The organism is Saccharopolyspora sp. ASAGF58 (genome assembly GCF_012277335.1).
GTDB lineage: Bacteria > Actinomycetota > Actinomycetes > Mycobacteriales > Pseudonocardiaceae > Saccharopolyspora > Saccharopolyspora hattusasensis.
The window spans coordinates 4,300,001-4,316,510 of sequence record NZ_CP040605.1; the positions used below are offsets into that span (position 1 = coordinate 4,300,001).

A 16,510-nucleotide genomic window follows, 5' to 3' on the forward strand; every position below is an offset into this window, starting at 1 on the left:
GTCCATAGCGAAACCTTTGATACTAACCATCTTGGTGTGTGTTGATCCTTTGGGTGATATGCGTGCTGGCATGGGACCTGATGGGGCGGTAGTTAAGTGATGGGGTGACGCAGGAGGGTAGCTCTGCCAGTGAGTGGTTGTACTGGTGTAAGCCTGTAGCCCGGTGTGTAGGTAAATCCGCATGCCTTGTGGGTGAGGGGTGATGCGTAGCCGTTGTGGCGATGTGAGTGATCCCATGCTGTCGAGAAAAGCCTCTAGCGAGTGTCTTCACGGCCCGTACCCGAAACCGACACAGGTGGTCAGGTAGAGAATACCGAGGCGGTCGGGTGAACTGTGGTTAAGGAATTCGGCAAATTGCCCCCGTAACTTTGGGAGAAGGGGGGCCACTGCTGGTGAACCGACGTGCTTGGGGAGCTGGTGGTGGTCGCAGAGGCCAGGGAGAAGCGACTGTTTACTAAAAACACAGGTCCATGCGAAGCCGTAAGGCGATGTATATGGACTGACGCCTGCCCGGTGCTGGAACGTTAAGAGGACCCGTGAACCCTTTGGGGTGTAGCGGAGAATTTAAGCGCCAGTAAACGGCGGTGGTAACTATAACCATCCTAAGGTAGCGAAATTCCTTGTCGGGTAAGTTCCGACCTGCACGAATGGCGTAACGACTTCTCCGCTGTCTCGACCACAGGCCCGGTGAAATTGCAGTACGAGTAAAGATGCTCGTTTCGCGCGGCAGGACGGAAAGACCCCGGGACCTTTACTATAGCTTGGTATTGGTGTTTGGTTCGGCTTGTGTAGGATAGGTGGGAGACTGTGAAGCATTCACGCTAGTGGGTGTGGAGTCGTTGGTGAAATACCACTCTGGTCGTTCCGGGCATCTAACTCGGGTCCGTGATCCGGATCGGGGACAGTGCCTGGTGGGTAGTTTAACTGGGGCGGTTGCCTCCTAAAGGGTAACGGAGGCGCCCAAAGGTTCCCTCAGCCTGGTTGGCAATCAGGTGTTGAGTGTAAGTGTATAAGGGAGCTTGACTGTGAGACTGACGGGTCGAGCAGGTGCGAAAGCAGGGACTAGTGATCCGGCACTGGCTGGTGGAAGCGGTGTCGCTCAACGGATAAAAGGTACCCCGGGGATAACAGGCTGATCTTGCCCAAGAGTCCATATCGACGGCATGGTTTGGCACCTCGATGTCGGCTCGTCGCATCCTGGGGCTGGAGTTGGTCCCAAGGGTTGGGCTGTTCGCCCATTAAAGCGGCACGCGAGCTGGGTTTAGAACGTCGTGAGACAGTTCGGTCCCTATCCGCCGCGCGCGTAGGAGACTTGCGGAAGGCTGTCCCTAGTACGAGAGGACCGGGACGGACGAACCTCTGGTGTGCCAGTCGTTCTGCCAAGGGCGTGGCTGGTTGGCTATGTTCGGGAGGGATAACCGCTGAAAGCATCTAAGCGGGAAGCCTGTTCCTAGATGAGGTCTCCCACCCGTTGTGGGTTAAGGCCCCCAAGAGATGATTGGGTTGACAGGCCAGATATGGAAGCACGGTAACGTGTGGAGTTGACTGGTGCTGATAGGCCGAGGACTTGCTCACAAAGATTGCTACGCACCCACTATACGGTTCTGGGGCAACAACCAGAACCTTTTGATAATTGAACATGTGTCATTCGTGTTCTGACGCCTGGTTTCCCGTCGTTTACGGCGGGGTGAGGGTTGTCGGTGGCGATGGCGGGGAGGGTCCGCCCGGTCCCATTCCGAACCCGGTAGCTAAGCTCCCCAGCGCTGATGGTACTGCACTCGACAGGGTGTGGGAGAGTAAGACACCGCCGACACACTATTTGAAGGGGCCCCTTCTTCCGGAACGGAAGAAGGGGCCCCTTCTCATTTCCAAGGCGATCGGTCCGGTCTGCCTGCAGAAGTCGGTGGGCGTTCGGATTGCCGGCACGTACCCTCACGGGCATGGGTGGTGTGCGGATTCTCGTTGTCCAGCCGTCGAAGTTGGATCCCCCGGGCGAGCTCGGCGAATGGCTTCTTGCCGCGGGTGCGGAACTCGACGTTGTGCTTCCGTCGGAGCAGCGGCTCCCGGACGGCTTCGACGGCCATCAGGGCGTGGTCGTGCTCGGCGGTGAAATGGGTGCGTACGACGACGCGGAACACCCTTGGCTGGCTGGCGTTCGCGCGCTGCTGAGCAAGGCCGTGGGCGAGCGGGTTCCGGTGTTGGCGATCTGCTTGGGCGCTCAGCTGCTCGCCGCTGCTACCGGTGGCCAGGTTCGGCCCGCTCGGAAGGGACCGGAGGTCGGCACCCTGTTGGTGGCGAAGCGGGATGCCGCGGCCGAGGATCCGCTGTTCGGCCCAGTACCGCTGACGCCTGACGTGTTGCAGTTCCACACCGACGAGATCACGGCCCTGCCGCCGTCTGCGCGGCTGCTCGCTTCCTCGCCGAAGTGCGACAACCAGGCCTTCCGGGTCGGGGACTGCGCGTACGGATTGCAGTTCAACATCGAGACGACCCCGGACATGGTGTTGGAGTGGGCCAGGATGTCGCCGGATGTCGCCGCCGCGGCCCGTCCGGGGCAGCTGGAACCCGAGCACCTGCGGGAGTTCCACGCCGATCTCGCCGAGACGTGGCAGCCGGTCGCCGAACGCTTCGTGCGGTTGGTCGCCATTCCCCCGGATGAGCGCAGTACCAGCAGGTTCTTGCCCCTGGCGTGATTGTCGTCAGGTTGGGTCTTCCCCGGCATCGGATGCGGACTACGGTTCGAACATGGCGAACAGCAACTCGTCCCGATCGGGTTCGGTGCCGTCCACCGCGCGTTACGGGTTCAGCGACGCGCCACGTGCCGAGGCCCAGTTGAGGCGAGTCGGCTGGTGGTCGGATGCCGGCCCGGTGCAAGCCGAGCCGATCGTCGCCGCGCTTTCCCGCGCACCAGATCCGGATCTCGCGCTGCTCGCCCTCGACCGCTTCCAGGAGTTCGCAGGCCCTGCCTGGGCGGAGTTGTCGCAGGCACTCGCGGACGACCTGGGGCTGCGCGGGCGTTTGTTCGGTGTGCTCGGCGATTCCACGGCATTCGCCGATCACCTGGTGGCGAATCCGGCGGACTGGCGTCGGCTGCGGTCGGATGCCGTCCAGCCGAGCACCCTGGAGGAGCGCACCTCGGTGCTGCTGACCTCGGTCGGAGCGGACGGCGACGGGATGCCGGGCACACCGGGAGGCCCGGTTGCGCAGCTGCGCGGACCCGATGCGGTTAGCGCTCTGCGGAGCACTTACCGGGGGTTGTTGCTAGACGTCGCCGGCAACGATATGGCTAGCGTTTCGGAGCCGTCGTTGCCGGCGACGCCGTATGAGGACGTTGCTGCCGACCTGTCCGACGTGGCGGTCGCGGCGCTGCGGGCGGCGCTGGCGGTCGCCGTCGCGGAGCTGCCGCGGTCCGGCGTGGACGAGGTGCCGAGCCTCGCGGTGATAGCGATGGGCAAGTGCGGTGGGCGGGAGCTGAATTACGTCAGCGACGTCGACGTCGTGTTCGTCGCCGACAGCGAGTCGGATATCCCGGCCGCGACACGGTTGGCCAGCCTCATGATGCGTGTGGCGAGCCCAGCGTTCTTCGAGGTCGATGCAGCGCTGCGTCCGGAGGGCAAGGCCGGGGCCTTGGTGCGGACGCTTGATGGCCACCTCAGCTACTACCGGCGGTGGGCCCGGACCTGGGAGTTCCAGGCGTTGTTGAAGGCGCGCCCGGTGGCCGGGGACGAGGAGCTCGGTGCTCGCTACCTCGAAGCGGTGCAGCCGCTGGTGTGGACCGCCGCGGAGCGCGAGGGTTTCGTCTCGGATGTGCGATCGATGCGGCGGCGGGTCGAGGACCACGTTCCGTCGGAGTTGGTCGAGCGCGAGCTGAAGCTCGGCCGCGGGGGCTTGCGGGACGTCGAGTTCGCCGTGCAGCTGCTGCAAATGGTGCACGGTCGCAGCGACGACTCGCTCCGTTCGAAGTCCACATTGGATGCTTTGCTGGCGTTGGGCGAGGGCGGATACGTGGCCCGCACCGACGCCGCGGACCTGGTGGACTCCTACCGCTTCCTGCGCACGGTGGAGCACCGGCTGCAGCTGCGACAGCTGCGCCGCACCCATCTGTTCCCGCCCTTCGACGACAACGACGCGCTGACGGTGCTCGCCCGCGCGGTCGGCCTTCGCTCCAGCGGCCGGAACACTGCGGCCCAGGCCTTGGTCGCGGAGTTCCGCAGGCACGGCAACAGGGTTCGCCGCCTGCACGAGAAGCTCTTCTACCGCCCGCTGCTGGAAGCGGTCGCGAAGGTCCCCACCGCGGCGCTGCGGTTGACCACCTCGGCCGCCGTCGCGCGACTGGCCGCGCTCGGCTACACCTCCCCGGAAGGGGCGTTGCGGCATATCGGGGCGTTGACGTCCGGGGTGTCGCGGAGGGCCAGCATCCAGGGCACCTTGCTGCCGATGCTGCTGGATCTGCTGGCGAACACGCCGGATCCCGATGGCGGGCTGCTCGCCTACCGCAAGGTGTCGGAGGCGTTGGCCGAAACCCCTTGGTACCTGCGGTTGCTGCGGGACGAGGGCGTGGTCGCCGAACGGCTGGCCCAGCTGCTGGGCACTTCGAAACTGGTTCCGGAATTGCTGGTGCGGGCGCCGGAAGTGCTGCGACTGCTCTCGGATACGGCAGCACTCGCCGAGCGCGATCCGATGGAGGCGGCAACATCGTTGCGCAGCGCGGTGGCGCGTTATTCGGAGCCGCAGCGGGCGGTCTCCGCGGCGCGTTCGTTGCGGCGGCACGAGCTGCTGCGCATCGCTTGCGGTGACCTGCTTGACCTGATGGAACCGACCACCGTTTTCTGGGCGCTGTCGAACATCTGGGTCGCAGTGCTGGAATCCGCGTTGGACGTGTCCATGCGGGACGTGGCCAGCCGGTCGGAAGGCGAGATCCCGGCGCGGATCGCCGTGATCGGGCTGGGACGCCTGGGCGGCGCCGAGTTGGGTTATGGCTCCGATGCCGACGTGATGTTCGTGTGCGAACCCATCGACGGTGTCGACGAGCGGACTGCCGTCCGGTTCGCCACTTCCGTCGTCGAGCAGGTTCGCCGCTTGCTCGGTGCACCGAGCCAGGATCCGCCGTTGGAGGTCGACATCGACCTGCGGCCGGAGGGGCGGCAGGGCGCGCTGGTGCGGACCCTGGACTCCTACCTGGCGTACTACCGGCGTTGGGGCGAGGCATGGGAGGCGCAAGCCCTACTGCGAGCGCGAGCCGTTGCGGGCGATCACGACCTAGGGGAGCGGTTTTGCCGGGCCATCGATTCGGTCCGCTATCCGGAAGGCGGGCTGGACGAGGCAAAGGTCAGGGAGATCCGCCGGATCAAGGCGAGGGTCGATTCCGAGCGGCTGCCGCGGGGGGCCGATCCCGCCACCCACACCAAGCTCGGGCGCGGCGGCCTGGCCGACGTGGAGTGGACGCTTCAGTTGCTTCAATTGCAGTATGCGCATGAGTTCGCCGAACTTCGAACCACATCGACGGTGGACGGGTTGCGCGCCGCGGCCTCGGTCGGTGTGCTGGAAGCCAGTGATACCGATGAGCTCGTCGAGGCGTGGACGCTGGCGATGCGCGTGCGCAACGCGGTGATGCTGGTGCGCGGCAAGCCCGATGACCAGCTTCCCAAGCACACCCGGGAATTGAGCGCGGTGGCGGCGGCGTTGGGCTATCCGGCCGGAGTGGACACCGGTGAGGTCGTCGATGACTACTTGCGGGTGACCCGGCGCGCTCGCGCCGTCGTGGAACGGGTCTTCTACGGTTCCTGATCGTTGCGCCTAGGGTGGGGGTCATGACCGATGGGTTGCGCCAGGCCGAAGAGACCGACCATCCGCGGATCGTGGCGGCGATCGAGTCGTGGTGGACGGATTCCAGAAGTCCGGCCGCAGCCCGTGAATTGTCCTTGTTGGTGCTGCGGTTGTTCTTGCAGCATTTCTCCGGTACGAGCCTCGTGGCCGAGCGGGGTGGTGAAATGCTGGGATTCCATCCACTTCGTCGGTGTCGATCCGGCGCGGCGCCGCGGCGGACTCGCGCGCCGGTTGTACGCCGAATTCTTCGATACCGCGTCCAGCGCCGGGCGCAGCCGGGTCCGCTGCATCACCTCCCCGGCCAACACCGGTTCTATCGCGTTTCACCGGCGAATGGGGTTCGAGCTCGTTCCCGGCGATACCGAAATCGACGGGATTGGCGGTGCACCGGGATTACGACGGGCGCGGGCACGACCGGGTTTGCTTCGTCCGGGAAGTCTCGCCCGCTTCCGGTAGCTGATCGGACGACACATGCAATGTGGACTATTCGGGCCGCATCCGGCAGATTGTTCGATTGCGTGAATCGGCGGTAATCGAGTAGTCCGGATGACGTATCGCGGCGCAATGTGATCCGGCATCCTCATTGGACTTATTCCGGAGAAACCCGGTCGGCGGTCCCGTATTGCCGAATTCGCCAGTAGCCTCGGCGAGCAGGGCAGGCGTGGTTCGGGATGGGGGACTTTCGATGTCCGAGGACTTCGAGCTGCTCGTCGACCGGCAGGCGCTGTGCGGGACGGGCCCGCTGTGGATGTCGGCGCTCAATTGCGTGCATTGGGTGGACTTGCTGCGCAACGAATTGCACACCTATCACCGGGATTCCGGTGCCGACGAAGTGCGGGTGCTGCCGGGCGTGGTGACGGCGCTGGGTGCTACCCGGCACGGGCAGTTGGTCGCTGCCGCGGGGAACGGTTTCGCACGGGTGTACCTGGGGCGTGCCGCGCTGGAGCCGGTCGTGCAGGTGCGCAACGGCGACCGGATGAGCGTTGGTGCCTGCGACCCAGCCGGGCGATTCGTGGCCGGGACCCTGACGCATGCCCGCGACCTGCGCGCAAGCGCGCTGTACGTGCTCGACGGCGACCGGGCGCGATTGCTGGTCGAGGGGGTGACCGGCGTCGGCGGCCTGGCGTGGAGCCCGGATGGTACCCGGATGTACCTGGTCGACACGCGCACCATCTGGGTCTACGACTACGACGTGGACAGCGCGCGGGCGGTGTCAGGGCGGCAGTGGGTGGTGTGCGCGGAGTCCGAGGGCAGCCCGGAGGGCATTGCGGTGGACGCCGAGGGATGCCTGTGGGTGGCGATGCACTGGACCGGGCGGATCCACCGGTACGGGCCCAGCGGGGACCTCGAAACCGTGCTGTGGGCACCGACCCGGCGGATCACCAGCCTCGCCTTCGGTGGTTCGCGGCTGGAGGAGATGTACGTGACTTCGGCGTGCTTCGGCTACGACGAGCTCGGGCTGCGCGAAGACCCCTACGCGGGCGCGCTGCTGCGCTTCAAGCCCGGCACCGTAGGCATGCGACTCCCGCCCTGGCAGGGAATCTGACCCCTGTCGCTAATAACAGCAGAAAAGCGAAGCGGGGTGGGGACCGAAGTCCCCACCCCGCTTCACCGGGCTGTCAGTCGATCACACGTCGAAGTACAGCGAGAACTCGTGCGGGTGCGGGCGCAGGCGGATCGGGTCGATCTCGTCCTCCCGCTTCAGGTTGATCCAGGTCTCGATCAGGTCGGGGGTGAACACGCCACCCTCCAGCAGGAAGTCGTGGTCGGCTTCCAGGTTGTCGATGACCTTTGCCAGGCTGTCCGGCACCTGCGGGACGTTCTTGGCCTCTTCCGGCGGGAGCTCGTAGAGGTCCTTGTCGATCGGCTCGGCCGGCTCGATCTTGTTCTTGATGCCGTCCAGGCCGGCCATCATCATCGCGGCGAACCCCAGGTACGGGTTGCCGGACGGGTCGGGGCAGCGGAACTCGACGCGCTTGGCCTTCGGGTTCGCACCGGTGATCGGGATGCGCATGCAGGCCGAGCGGTTGCGCTGCGAGTACACCAAGTTCACCGGGGCCTCGTAGCCCGGCACCAGGCGGTGGTAGGAGTTCACCGTCGGGTTGGTGAAGGCCAGCAGGCTCGGGGCGTGGTGCAGGATGCCGCCGATGTAGTAGCGCGCCATGTCCGACAGGCCGGCGTAGCCAGTCTCGTCGTAGAACAGCGGGCTGCCGTCCTTCCACAGCGACATGTGGCTGTGCATGCCGGAACCGTTGTCACCGAAAAGCGGCTTGGGCATGAATGTCACGGTCTTGCCGTGCTGCCAGGCGGTGTTCTTGATGACGTACTTGAACAGCTGCAAGTCGTCCGCCGCGTGCAGCAGGGTGTTGAACTTGTAGTTGATCTCGGCCTGGCCGCCGGTACCGACCTCGTGGTGCGCCCGCTCGATAGTGAAGCCCGAGCCGATCAGCTGCTTGACCATCTGGTCGCGCAGGTCCGCGAAGTGGTCGTACGGGGAGACCGGGAAGTAGCCGCCCTTCAGCCGGGTCTTGTAGCCCCGGTTGCCGCCCTCCTCGTCGCGGCCGGTGTTCCACCAGCCCTCGATCGAGTCGACCTCGGCGAAGCTCTTGTTGGGGGCCTCGCCGAACTTGACCGAGTCGAAGATGTAGAACTCGGCCTCGGCGCCGAAGAACGCGGTGTCGGCGATGCCGGACTCGTTCAGGTACTGCTCGGCCTTGCGCGCGATGTTGCGCGGGTCGCGGCTGTACGGCTCCAGCGTGAACGGGTCGTGCACGAAGAAGTTGAGGATCAACGTCTTCTCCGCGCGGAACGGGTCCAGCCGGGCGGTGTAGGGGTCCGGCAGGAGCAGCATGTCCGACTCGTGGATCGACTGGAAGCCGCGCACGGACGAGCCGTCGAAGGCCAGTCCCTCGGTGAATGCATCCTGGTCGAACGCGGTGGCGGGCACCGTGAAGTGCTGCATCACGCCCGGTAGGTCGCAGAACCGGACATCTACGAACTTCACGTCCTCATCGGCGATGAAGCGCAGGACCTCGTCAGGATTCTTGAACAACCTCGGTGGCTCCTTCACGCACTCGTACAGCTCACCGACGCAACGCCAAAGTTTCCACCGCCGGCTCACGGTCCACGTTATGCCAGGGGTGTTGCCCCGTCGTCACCTGAATGTTTCGTGGGCGTTAACTGCCGCCTGTTCGGGTGGCCGGGGTTGCGCGCACCGGGCGGGCGTGATGCTCCGCAGGCCGTACGGCAGGGGCACGTACCCTGGATGACGTGCGAAGAGTCATCGGTTCGTGGCTGGAGGGCCCGAAGAGCGCATTTAACCACGCGCGCGAGCAGGCCACCGAGGCGCGGCCCGACTGGCGCGGCGAGAAACTGGGCTTGCCCAAGGACGGCCCCGGTTCGGCGGCGCCGCCGGGCAAGCGCCTGCTGGCGTTCGTCATCGACATCCTGCTGGCGGCACTGATCACCGCCGCGTTCACCGCGCCGGAGTTCCCGGGCGACTGGAGCTTGCTGACCTGGTTCCTGATCACCGTCATCCCGGTGAGCTTTTTTGGCTTCACCCCGGGCATGGCGATGATGCGAATCTGGGTCGCCCGGATCGACGGCGCGGGGATGGTGGGGCCGCTGCGCGCGGCGCTGCGCTGCGGGCTGACGCTGCTGGTCATCCCGGCGGTGATGTGGAACTTCGACGGCCGCTCCTGGCACGACCGCGCCAGCAAGACCATCGTCCTCCGGCGCTGAGGACGACTGCGTACGGCTGCGTACGACTGCGGACGGACGACTGAGGACGGACGACTGAGGACGACTGCGGACGAAGAAAGCGGGCCCGGGTGCGCCACCCGGGCCCGCTTTCTTCGTCTTGGTTACTTCGCGCGGCGGACGGCGCGTTGCACGTTCCGCATCTTGGCGCCCTGCGGCATGGGGCCCTTGGGCAGCGAGTTGCCGCGGCTGGCCAGCGCCGCCAGCCGGTTCTCGATCGCGTCGACCTGGCCCGGGCCGATGTTGCGCGGCAGCTTCATGATGCGCTGCTGCAGCTTGCTCAGCGGCACCTGGTCCTTCTCGTTGCCGACGGTGATCTCGTAGATCGGCGTCTCCCCGATCAGGCGGGCGACGCGCTTTTTCTCCTGCGCCATCAGCGACTTGACCCGATGCGGGGAGCCCTCTCCGACTAGCACGACCCCGGGCCGCCCGATCAGCCGGTGCACGGTGTCGAGCTGGGCGGTGCCCGCCACGGCCTGGTTCAGCACCCAGCGGCCGCGGAGGTTGTCCAGGGCCCACCCGGCGGCGCCGGGCTGGCCGTCGGCCTTGCGGTAGACGGTCGCCTGCACCCGCCGACCGAAGATGATCACTGCGGCCAGCAGGCCGAAGGCCAGGCCGACCGGGAGGAACACCCAGTGCAGCCCCCAGATGATGCCCAGCAGGAATACCACGACGGTCACGCCGAGGAACGCCCCGAGCATCAGCGGGAGGAGCAGCTTGTCCTCCCGGCGTTGCATCTTGAACGCCTCGAAGATCTGCTTGATGCGGCCCCGGGTTGCCTGGCGCCTTGCTTTGGCCGCCGCTTTCTTGGCGGCCTTGTCCTGCTTGGCCATGTTTTTCAGGATACGGCGCGGCCTCTGCCAGGTGCAGGTGCGGTCCGGGATGCGTCACCGACCCGTGAAATCCGCCCCCGAAAAACGCGGTCGAGCGAAGCGCGAGGGGCGCCGTCGACCGAGCGACTCGATCGACGGCGCCCCGCACTTAGGAGAGCATCAGCGGGAGAGCAGGCTGGTGGCCTCTTGGGCGGCGGTGCCGGCCTTGGCTAGGTGGGCCAGGTTGTCCGGCAGCGGCATGCCACGGTGCACCGTGGCCTTGGCGTACAGGCGGCCGGCGCGGTAGCTGGAGCGCACCAGCGGGCCCGCCATCACACCGGGGAAGCCAATTTCCTCGGCGGCCTTGGTGTGCTCCACGAACTCCTCCGGCTTGACCCACCGGTCCACCGGGTGGTGCCGCGGGCTGGGCCGCAGGTATTGGGTGATGGTGATGATGTCGCAACCCGCGTCGTGCAGGTCCTGCAGCGCGGGGCGCACCTCCTCCGGGGTCTCGCCCATGCCCAGGATCAGGTTCGACTTGGTCACCAGCCCCGCCTCGCGGGCCTCGGTGATCACCTTCAGCGACCGCTCGTAGCGGAAGCCCGGCCGGATCCGGCGGAACACGCTCGGCACCGTCTCCAGGTTGTGCGCGAGCACCTCCGGGCGGGAGCTGAAGACCTCGGCCAGCTGGTCCGGCTTGGCGTTGAAGTCCGGGATGAGCAGCTCCACCCCGGTACCGGGGTTCAGCGCGTGGATCTGCCGGACCGTCTCCGCGTACAGCCACGCGCCGCCGTCGGGCAGGTCATCGCGGGCGACGCCGGTGACGGTCGAGTAGCGCAGGCCCATCGCCTGCACCGACTCGGCGACGCGGCGCGGCTCCTCGACGTCCAGCTCGGCCGGCTTCCCGGTGTCGATCTGGCAGAAGTCGCAGCGACGCGTGCACTGGTCGCCACCGATGAGGAACGTGGCCTCCCGGTCCTCCCAGCACTCGAAGATGTTGGGGCACCCCGCCTCTTCGCAGACGGTGTGCAGGCCCTCGCGGCGAACGAGGCCCTTCAGCTCCGTGTATTCGGGTCCCATCCGTGCGCGGGTCTTGATCCACGACGGCTTCTTCTCGATCGGTGTCTGGCTGTTGCGGGCCTCCAGCCGCAGCAGCTTCCGACCCTCCGGCGCGACAGTCACGACGACAGGCTACGCCCCTGATCCCAGCCGGTCCGAAATGGTGAGAAGCGGTGCGGATTTGCCCAGTGGTCCGCCGGCCGGGGGAGGCATACTGCACAGCCGTGTCGGAAGATTCTTGGTCGGTCCACCTCCGGTGGGCGCCGTGGTTCCGGGTCGTCCGGTTGCGCCTCGCCGGGGAGCGCCGGCCGCGGCTGAGCGAGGGGCCGATCTCGGTGGTGCTCCGGTTCGCCAGGCTGCTGCTGCCCGTGCCGGTGCTGCTGGCTGGAACTGCTGGTGGGGATCGCGTTGCCGCTCGTGTTCCTGCTCAAGCTCTGCCACCTGCTGCCGTGGCCGGTGGAGCTCGTGCGGCTGGCTCCGCCGAGATGCAGGTCGAGGTGCGCGGCATGTTCGCCTCCGTGCGTGCCCGGCGGGAGCTGACCGCCCGGTACGCGCTCCAGTTGCCGCCGCCCAGCCTGGTCCGGCGGGTGCCGGGGCCCGTCAGCTGAGCTCGTGGGCGCTCGGCCGGTGGTGCACGTACTCGATTACCGTGCCGTCTGAGTGGCGGACGGTGAACCCCTCGCCGGACGGTGAACCCCTCGCCGGACGGTGCCCGGAAGCGCTCCTGGATGAAGTCCAGCCCTTCCTGCCGGAAGCGCTTCTCGTAGGGGCCGACGTCGGCGACCAGCAGCGTGCCGACGGTCTGCCGGAACGGGGCCAGGGCCTCGTCGGGGCCCGCGATGATCAGGAAGCCGCCGACCGCGGCGAGCGCGAGGTCCTTCTCCGGGTACGGCATGAACATGTCGCGCTCGACGCCGAGCAGCCGCTCGTACCAGGCGGTGGCCGGTTCGAGCTGCTCTGCGGCGACGAACACCCGCACGAACGTTCGGGCTCCGGCAGGTTCGAGGAGTCGGGGTCGCGGCGCCAAAGCTGTCGGGGCATGGGGTGGTCCTTTCGGTTCCGGGTGGACGCGATCCAGCCTGTTCGGCTGCTGGGATCGGAGCCAGCAGTGGATTGATGCGGTGACCTCAGGTCATAGGCTGGCGGCGTGGCCACCCCAGCGGACCCTGGGCCGGGATCGCTTAAGCACGCCCGCCTCGACATCGGCGATTCGGCGAGTGCGTGGAACGGGTCCGCAACGGGTTGCGGCCCGCTCGAGCGGGCGGTCGGCACGGGCCGAACCCCACTACTAGCCTCTACTAGCCTCGGGGACCGTGAGCGAATACCTCAAGTTGCGGATCTTCACCGAGCCCCAGCAGGGCGCGACCTACGACGACTTGCTGCGCGTGGCCAAGCACGCAGAGCAGACCGGTTACGACGCGTTCTTCCGCTCCGACCACTACCTGAAGATGGGGTCGGTGTCGGGCGAGCCCGGCCCGACCGACGCCTGGGTGACGCTGGCCGGGTTGGCCCGCGAGACCAGCCGGGTGCGGCTGGGCACCCTGATGACGGCAGGCACGTTCCGGCTGCCCGGGCCGTTGGCGATCGCGGTCGCGCAGGTTGACCAGATGTCCGGCGGGCGCGTCGAACTCGGCCTTGGCACGGGCTGGTACGAGGCGGAGCACACTGCCTACGGCATCCCGTTCCCGTCGCTTAAGGAGCGGTTCGACCGCTACGCCGAGCAGCTGGAGATCATCACCGGGCTGTGGGGCACCCCGGCCGGCGAGCACTTCCGGTACGACGGCGAGCACTACCAGCTGGCGGATTCGCCGGCGCTGCCCAAGCCGGTGCAGGAGCCCCGGCCGCCGCTGCTGATCGGCGGGCAGGGCAAGAAGCGGACGCCGGAGCTTGCCGCTCGCTTCGCCGACGAGTTCAACCTGCCGTTCGTCGACGTGGACACGGCCGCGAAGCAGTTCGAGCGGGTCGCCGAGGCGTGCACCGCGATCGGTCGGCCGCATCAGGAGATCGTGCGGTCCGCGGTTCTGGTGCTGTGCGTCGGCAAGAACGACGCGGAGCTCGCGCGCCGGGCCGACGCCATCGGCCGGGACGTCGAGGAGCTGCGCCTCAACGGCTTGGCCGGGACGCCGGACGAGGTCGTCGCCAAGATCGGGACGTGGCGGGAGCTCACCGGTATCACCCGCCTCTACCTCCAGGTCCTCGACCTCTCCGACCTGGACCACCTCGAGCTGGTCGCCGCCGAGGTGGCGCCCCAGCTCTGACTTCGCGGCGGAATGGGCGACTCCGACCAGGCTCACACCCCCAACGGGCGGGTTCTTCCGCGATTTCAATGGAAATCGGAGGTCCGATTTCCGTTGAAATCGCGGATCCCGATCGGATCGGATCGGATTCCAGTCGGATGACCTGTGAACGGGCACCTTTGCTCCGCCCGCCGCCCGACTGCCACCCCAGGGCGGCGGCCCGCGCCGCGGTGTCTTAGAAGCCGGGCACAGGTGGCCTTCGGTTCAGCGCGTTCCGAGTCGGCCGGCGATGTCGGAGGCAGCGGTGAGCACTGGTCAGCACCCGTGAGTGATTTTGGGTGCCATAGCGCAATGCCGCTTAGCTTGAGTTGATCTTGTTGTTGGTGGCGGGGATGATCTCGGGTGTGGTGGATGATGGCGTGGTGGCTGGGGCCCGGTTGACGGATCTGGTTTCGCTGGGGGTGCTGGCCTCGTCGGTTCCTCGGGATGTGGTCGATGAAGTGATCGTCGCGGCGGGGCGGCAGGCCAAGCGCTCGGATGGGAAGCTTCCGCCGCACGTCATGGTGTATTTCGTGATGGCGATGGCGTTGTTCGCCACGGAGGATTATGAGGAAGTCGCGGCCCGGCTGACCGATACGCTGGCGGCGTGGGGCTGCTGGGATCAGCAGTGGAGTCTGCCTACTTCGGGTGGGATCACCCAGGCTCGTCAGCGGTTGGGGGCCGAGCCGCTTGCGGAGTTGTTCGCCCGGGTCGCGGTCCCGGTGGCCGGGGAGCTGACCCGGGGTGCGTTTCTCGGGCCGTGGCGGTTGATGGCCATCGACGGGTTCGAGTGGGATGCACCGGACACCAAGGCCAACGGCGCGGAGTTCGGATACGGCGGCTCGGGGGAGAGCCGGTCGGCGTTTCCGAAGGTCCGTGTGGTGTCGGTCAGCGAGTGCGGCTCGCATGCGATGGTGGACGCTGAAATCGGTGGGGTCACCGGCAAGGGCAGCGGGGAACAGACCCTGGCGAGGCGATTGTACGGGCGCCTGCAGCCTGGCTGGTTGCTGATCGCCGACCGCAACTTCTACACCTGGCAGGACTGGTGCACCGCGGCTGACACGGGTGCGGAGCTATTGTGGCGCGTCAAGTCCAACACGAGGCTGCCGGTGCTGGGATCGCTGTATGACGGCTCCTACCGCTCGGTGCTGATCGAGGCGAAAATCCGGGGCAGGGCACGGCAAGCGCTCATCGACGCCGCCGCCCGCGGCGAGGATCTCCCTCCTGATCAGGCCAGGATTGTGCGGGTCGTGGAATACACGGTGCCCGACCGCGACGGCAACGGCAAGGGCGAACTGATCCGGCTGATCACCACTATCACCGACCCCACCGCAGCGCCGGCGGCGGCGTTGGCCGAGAGCTACCACCACCGCTGGGAACACGAAACCGCCAACGGACAGATCAAAACCGTCCTGCGCGGACCGGGAAGAGTGCTGCGGTCGAAAAGCCCCGACATGGTCCGCCAGGAGCTCTACGGCTACCTGCTCACCCACTACGCGATCAGCGCGCTGATCTGCCGGGCGGCCACCGAAGCCGACATCGACCCCGACCGGGTCAAATTCACCCGCACCGTCCGCATCGTCCGCCGCCGGATCGCCGATCCGGCGGCTTTTTCCCCCTGAACACCAGAAACGATCTCTGGCCGCTATCACCTCCGACATCACCGCCGCCCGCAACCTCAATCCCCGCCGCCGCCACCGCAGCTACCCCCGCGTGATCAAACGCGGCCGCCACAACGCCTACCGAGTCAAAAAACCCACCGACACCGGAACCCGCCACGACAGCCCGCCCAGCATCCAACTCACCCACACAGCAGCATGATCAAAATAGGCTAAGCGGCATTGTGCCATAGCGCCCGAAAACGCTCACGGTACCTGGCCAGCGGAAACGCTTATCCGAGGCGGCGGCCCAGGTCGTCGAGGGTCGTAGAGCCGGCCGGTGGAGCCCAGGATCGCCGCTTCCAGGAGTGGATTTCGATCTGTCAGCCGACCCCGATCAGCGCAGGCTCGGGTCCAGCGAGAGCGTCACCCCGGCGGCGCTCGGCTGCTCGCGCGGGATGTTGCGCTCGCTGACCGGCAACTCGCCTTCAAGCGCGTCCAGCACGCCCTGCTGGACCAGCGGCATCGCCTCGGCGATGGCGACGGTCCGACCGGTCTCCGCGGTCAGCGAAGTGGTGCCCACGTCCCTGATGCCGCACGGCACGATCCGGTCGAAGTGGCTCAGGTCGGCGTTGCAGTTCAGCTCCAGCCCGTGCATCGTGATGCCCCGCTGCACCCGGATGCCGATAGCGGCGATCTTGCGCTCCGGAAGTCCGTCCGCTGCGGGCAGCCAGACGCCGCTGCGTCCCTCGACGCGGCCCGCCTCCAGCCCGAACTGGTCGCACACCCAGATCAGCGCCTGCTCCAGGCGGCGGACGTAGTCGACGACGTCGATAGGGTCGGCCAGCTTCAGGATCGGGTAGCCGACGATCTGCCCCGGGCCGTGCCAGGTGATCTTGCCGCCGCGGTCGACGTCGATGACCGGCGTCCCGTCCGTCGGGCGGTCCTCCGGCGAGGTGCGCTTGCCCGCCGTGTAGACCGACGGGTGCTCCAGCAGCAGCAGGGTGTCCGGGTTCTGCTCCTCGGCGCGGCCGGTGGCCAGCTCGCGCTGTAGGTCCCAGGCGGAGAGGTAATCGATGGTTCCCAGGTCACGCACGGCCATCGGATCGGCGGATGCGCGGCACGAAGTATTGGCACGACTCACGCGGCCAGGCTACGCCCCGGGCCCAGCGACAACGGC

General features: G+C 67.0%; 12 protein-coding genes and 2 rRNA genes (1 of these 14 only partly in view). 9 read left to right on the plus strand and 5 right to left on the minus strand.

Annotated elements, in window-relative coordinates; all coding sequences use genetic code 11:
• From FDZ84_RS20590 to FDZ84_RS20615, 6 genes are all read left to right on the plus strand, one after another.
• Positions 1-1,575: ribosomal RNA gene (locus tag FDZ84_RS20590) — 23S ribosomal RNA — on the plus strand (it extends 1,497 nt beyond the left edge of the window).
• 121 nt (positions 1,576-1,696) lie between these two features.
• Positions 1,697-1,813: ribosomal RNA gene (gene rrf, locus FDZ84_RS20595) — 5S ribosomal RNA — on the plus strand.
• Between the two features lie 127 nt (positions 1,814-1,940).
• Positions 1,941-2,693, plus strand: coding sequence for a type 1 glutamine amidotransferase (locus tag FDZ84_RS20600; protein WP_168590213.1), 753 nt, complete (start codon positions 1,941-1,943; stop codon positions 2,691-2,693).
• Positions 2,694-2,745: 52 nt separating this feature from the next.
• The gene (locus FDZ84_RS20605; RefSeq protein WP_168587239.1) at positions 2,746-5,787 is read left to right on the plus strand and encodes a bifunctional [glutamine synthetase] adenylyltransferase/[glutamine synthetase]-adenylyl-L-tyrosine phosphorylase; all 3,042 of its coding nucleotides are present in this window, start codon (positions 2,746-2,748) and stop codon (positions 5,785-5,787) included.
• Between the two features lie 30 nt (positions 5,788-5,817).
• Positions 5,818-6,282 (plus strand): GNAT family N-acetyltransferase, encoded by a 465-nt coding sequence (locus tag FDZ84_RS20610; protein WP_371812640.1) that lies wholly within the window; start codon positions 5,818-5,820, stop codon positions 6,280-6,282.
• Between the two features lie 229 nt (positions 6,283-6,511).
• Positions 6,512-7,372 carry an SMP-30/gluconolactonase/LRE family protein gene (locus FDZ84_RS20615; RefSeq protein ID WP_168587240.1) on the plus strand — a complete coding sequence of 287 codons (861 nt, stop codon included), beginning with the start codon at positions 6,512-6,514 and terminating at the stop codon, positions 7,370-7,372.
• An 81-nt stretch (positions 7,373-7,453) separates the two neighbouring features.
• On the opposite strand, the gene glnA is transcribed toward FDZ84_RS20615, so the two are convergent.
• Positions 7,454-8,878 (minus strand): type I glutamate--ammonia ligase, encoded by a 1,425-nt coding sequence (gene glnA / locus FDZ84_RS20620; protein WP_168587241.1) that lies wholly within the window; start codon positions 8,876-8,878, stop codon positions 7,454-7,456.
• A 218-nt stretch (positions 8,879-9,096) separates the two neighbouring features.
• On the opposite strand from glnA, the gene FDZ84_RS20625 reads away from it, so the two are divergent.
• A complete protein-coding gene (locus FDZ84_RS20625; RefSeq protein ID WP_168587242.1) occupies positions 9,097-9,567 on the plus strand; it encodes an RDD family protein in 471 nt (156 codons plus the stop codon).
• A gap of 122 nt (positions 9,568-9,689) precedes the next feature.
• On the opposite strand, the gene FDZ84_RS20630 is transcribed toward FDZ84_RS20625, so the two are convergent.
• From FDZ84_RS20630 to FDZ84_RS20645, 3 genes are all read right to left on the minus strand, one after another.
• Entirely contained in the window at positions 9,690-10,418 is a 729-nt protein-coding gene (locus FDZ84_RS20630; RefSeq protein ID WP_168587243.1) for a DUF4191 domain-containing protein, read from the minus strand.
• Between the two features lie 159 nt (positions 10,419-10,577).
• The gene (gene lipA, locus FDZ84_RS20635; RefSeq protein WP_010695373.1) at positions 10,578-11,579 is read right to left on the minus strand and encodes a lipoyl synthase; all 1,002 of its coding nucleotides are present in this window, start codon (positions 11,577-11,579) and stop codon (positions 10,578-10,580) included.
• Between the two features lie 304 nt (positions 11,580-11,883).
• The gene (locus FDZ84_RS20645) at positions 11,884-12,429 is read right to left on the minus strand and encodes a hypothetical protein (protein WP_210435021.1); all 546 of its coding nucleotides are present in this window, start codon (positions 12,427-12,429) and stop codon (positions 11,884-11,886) included.
• Positions 12,430-12,769: 340 nt separating this feature from the next.
• Between FDZ84_RS20645 and FDZ84_RS20650 the strand changes: the two genes are divergently transcribed.
• Together FDZ84_RS20650 and FDZ84_RS20655 are read left to right on the plus strand one after the other, a co-directional pair.
• On the plus strand, positions 12,770-13,714 hold the full coding sequence (locus FDZ84_RS20650) for an LLM class F420-dependent oxidoreductase (RefSeq protein ID WP_168587245.1): 945 nt from the start codon (positions 12,770-12,772) through the stop codon (positions 13,712-13,714).
• 371 nt (positions 13,715-14,085) lie between these two features.
• Positions 14,086-15,354, plus strand: coding sequence for an IS4 family transposase (locus FDZ84_RS20655; protein ID WP_168587112.1), 1,269 nt, complete (start codon positions 14,086-14,088; stop codon positions 15,352-15,354).
• Between the two features lie 373 nt (positions 15,355-15,727).
• Here FDZ84_RS20655 and lipB read toward each other — a convergent pair whose 3' ends face one another.
• Positions 15,728-16,474 carry a lipoyl(octanoyl) transferase LipB gene (gene lipB, locus FDZ84_RS20660; RefSeq protein ID WP_168587246.1) on the minus strand — a complete coding sequence of 249 codons (747 nt, stop codon included), beginning with the start codon at positions 16,472-16,474 and terminating at the stop codon, positions 15,728-15,730.
• Positions 16,475-16,510 lie beyond the last annotated feature (36 nt).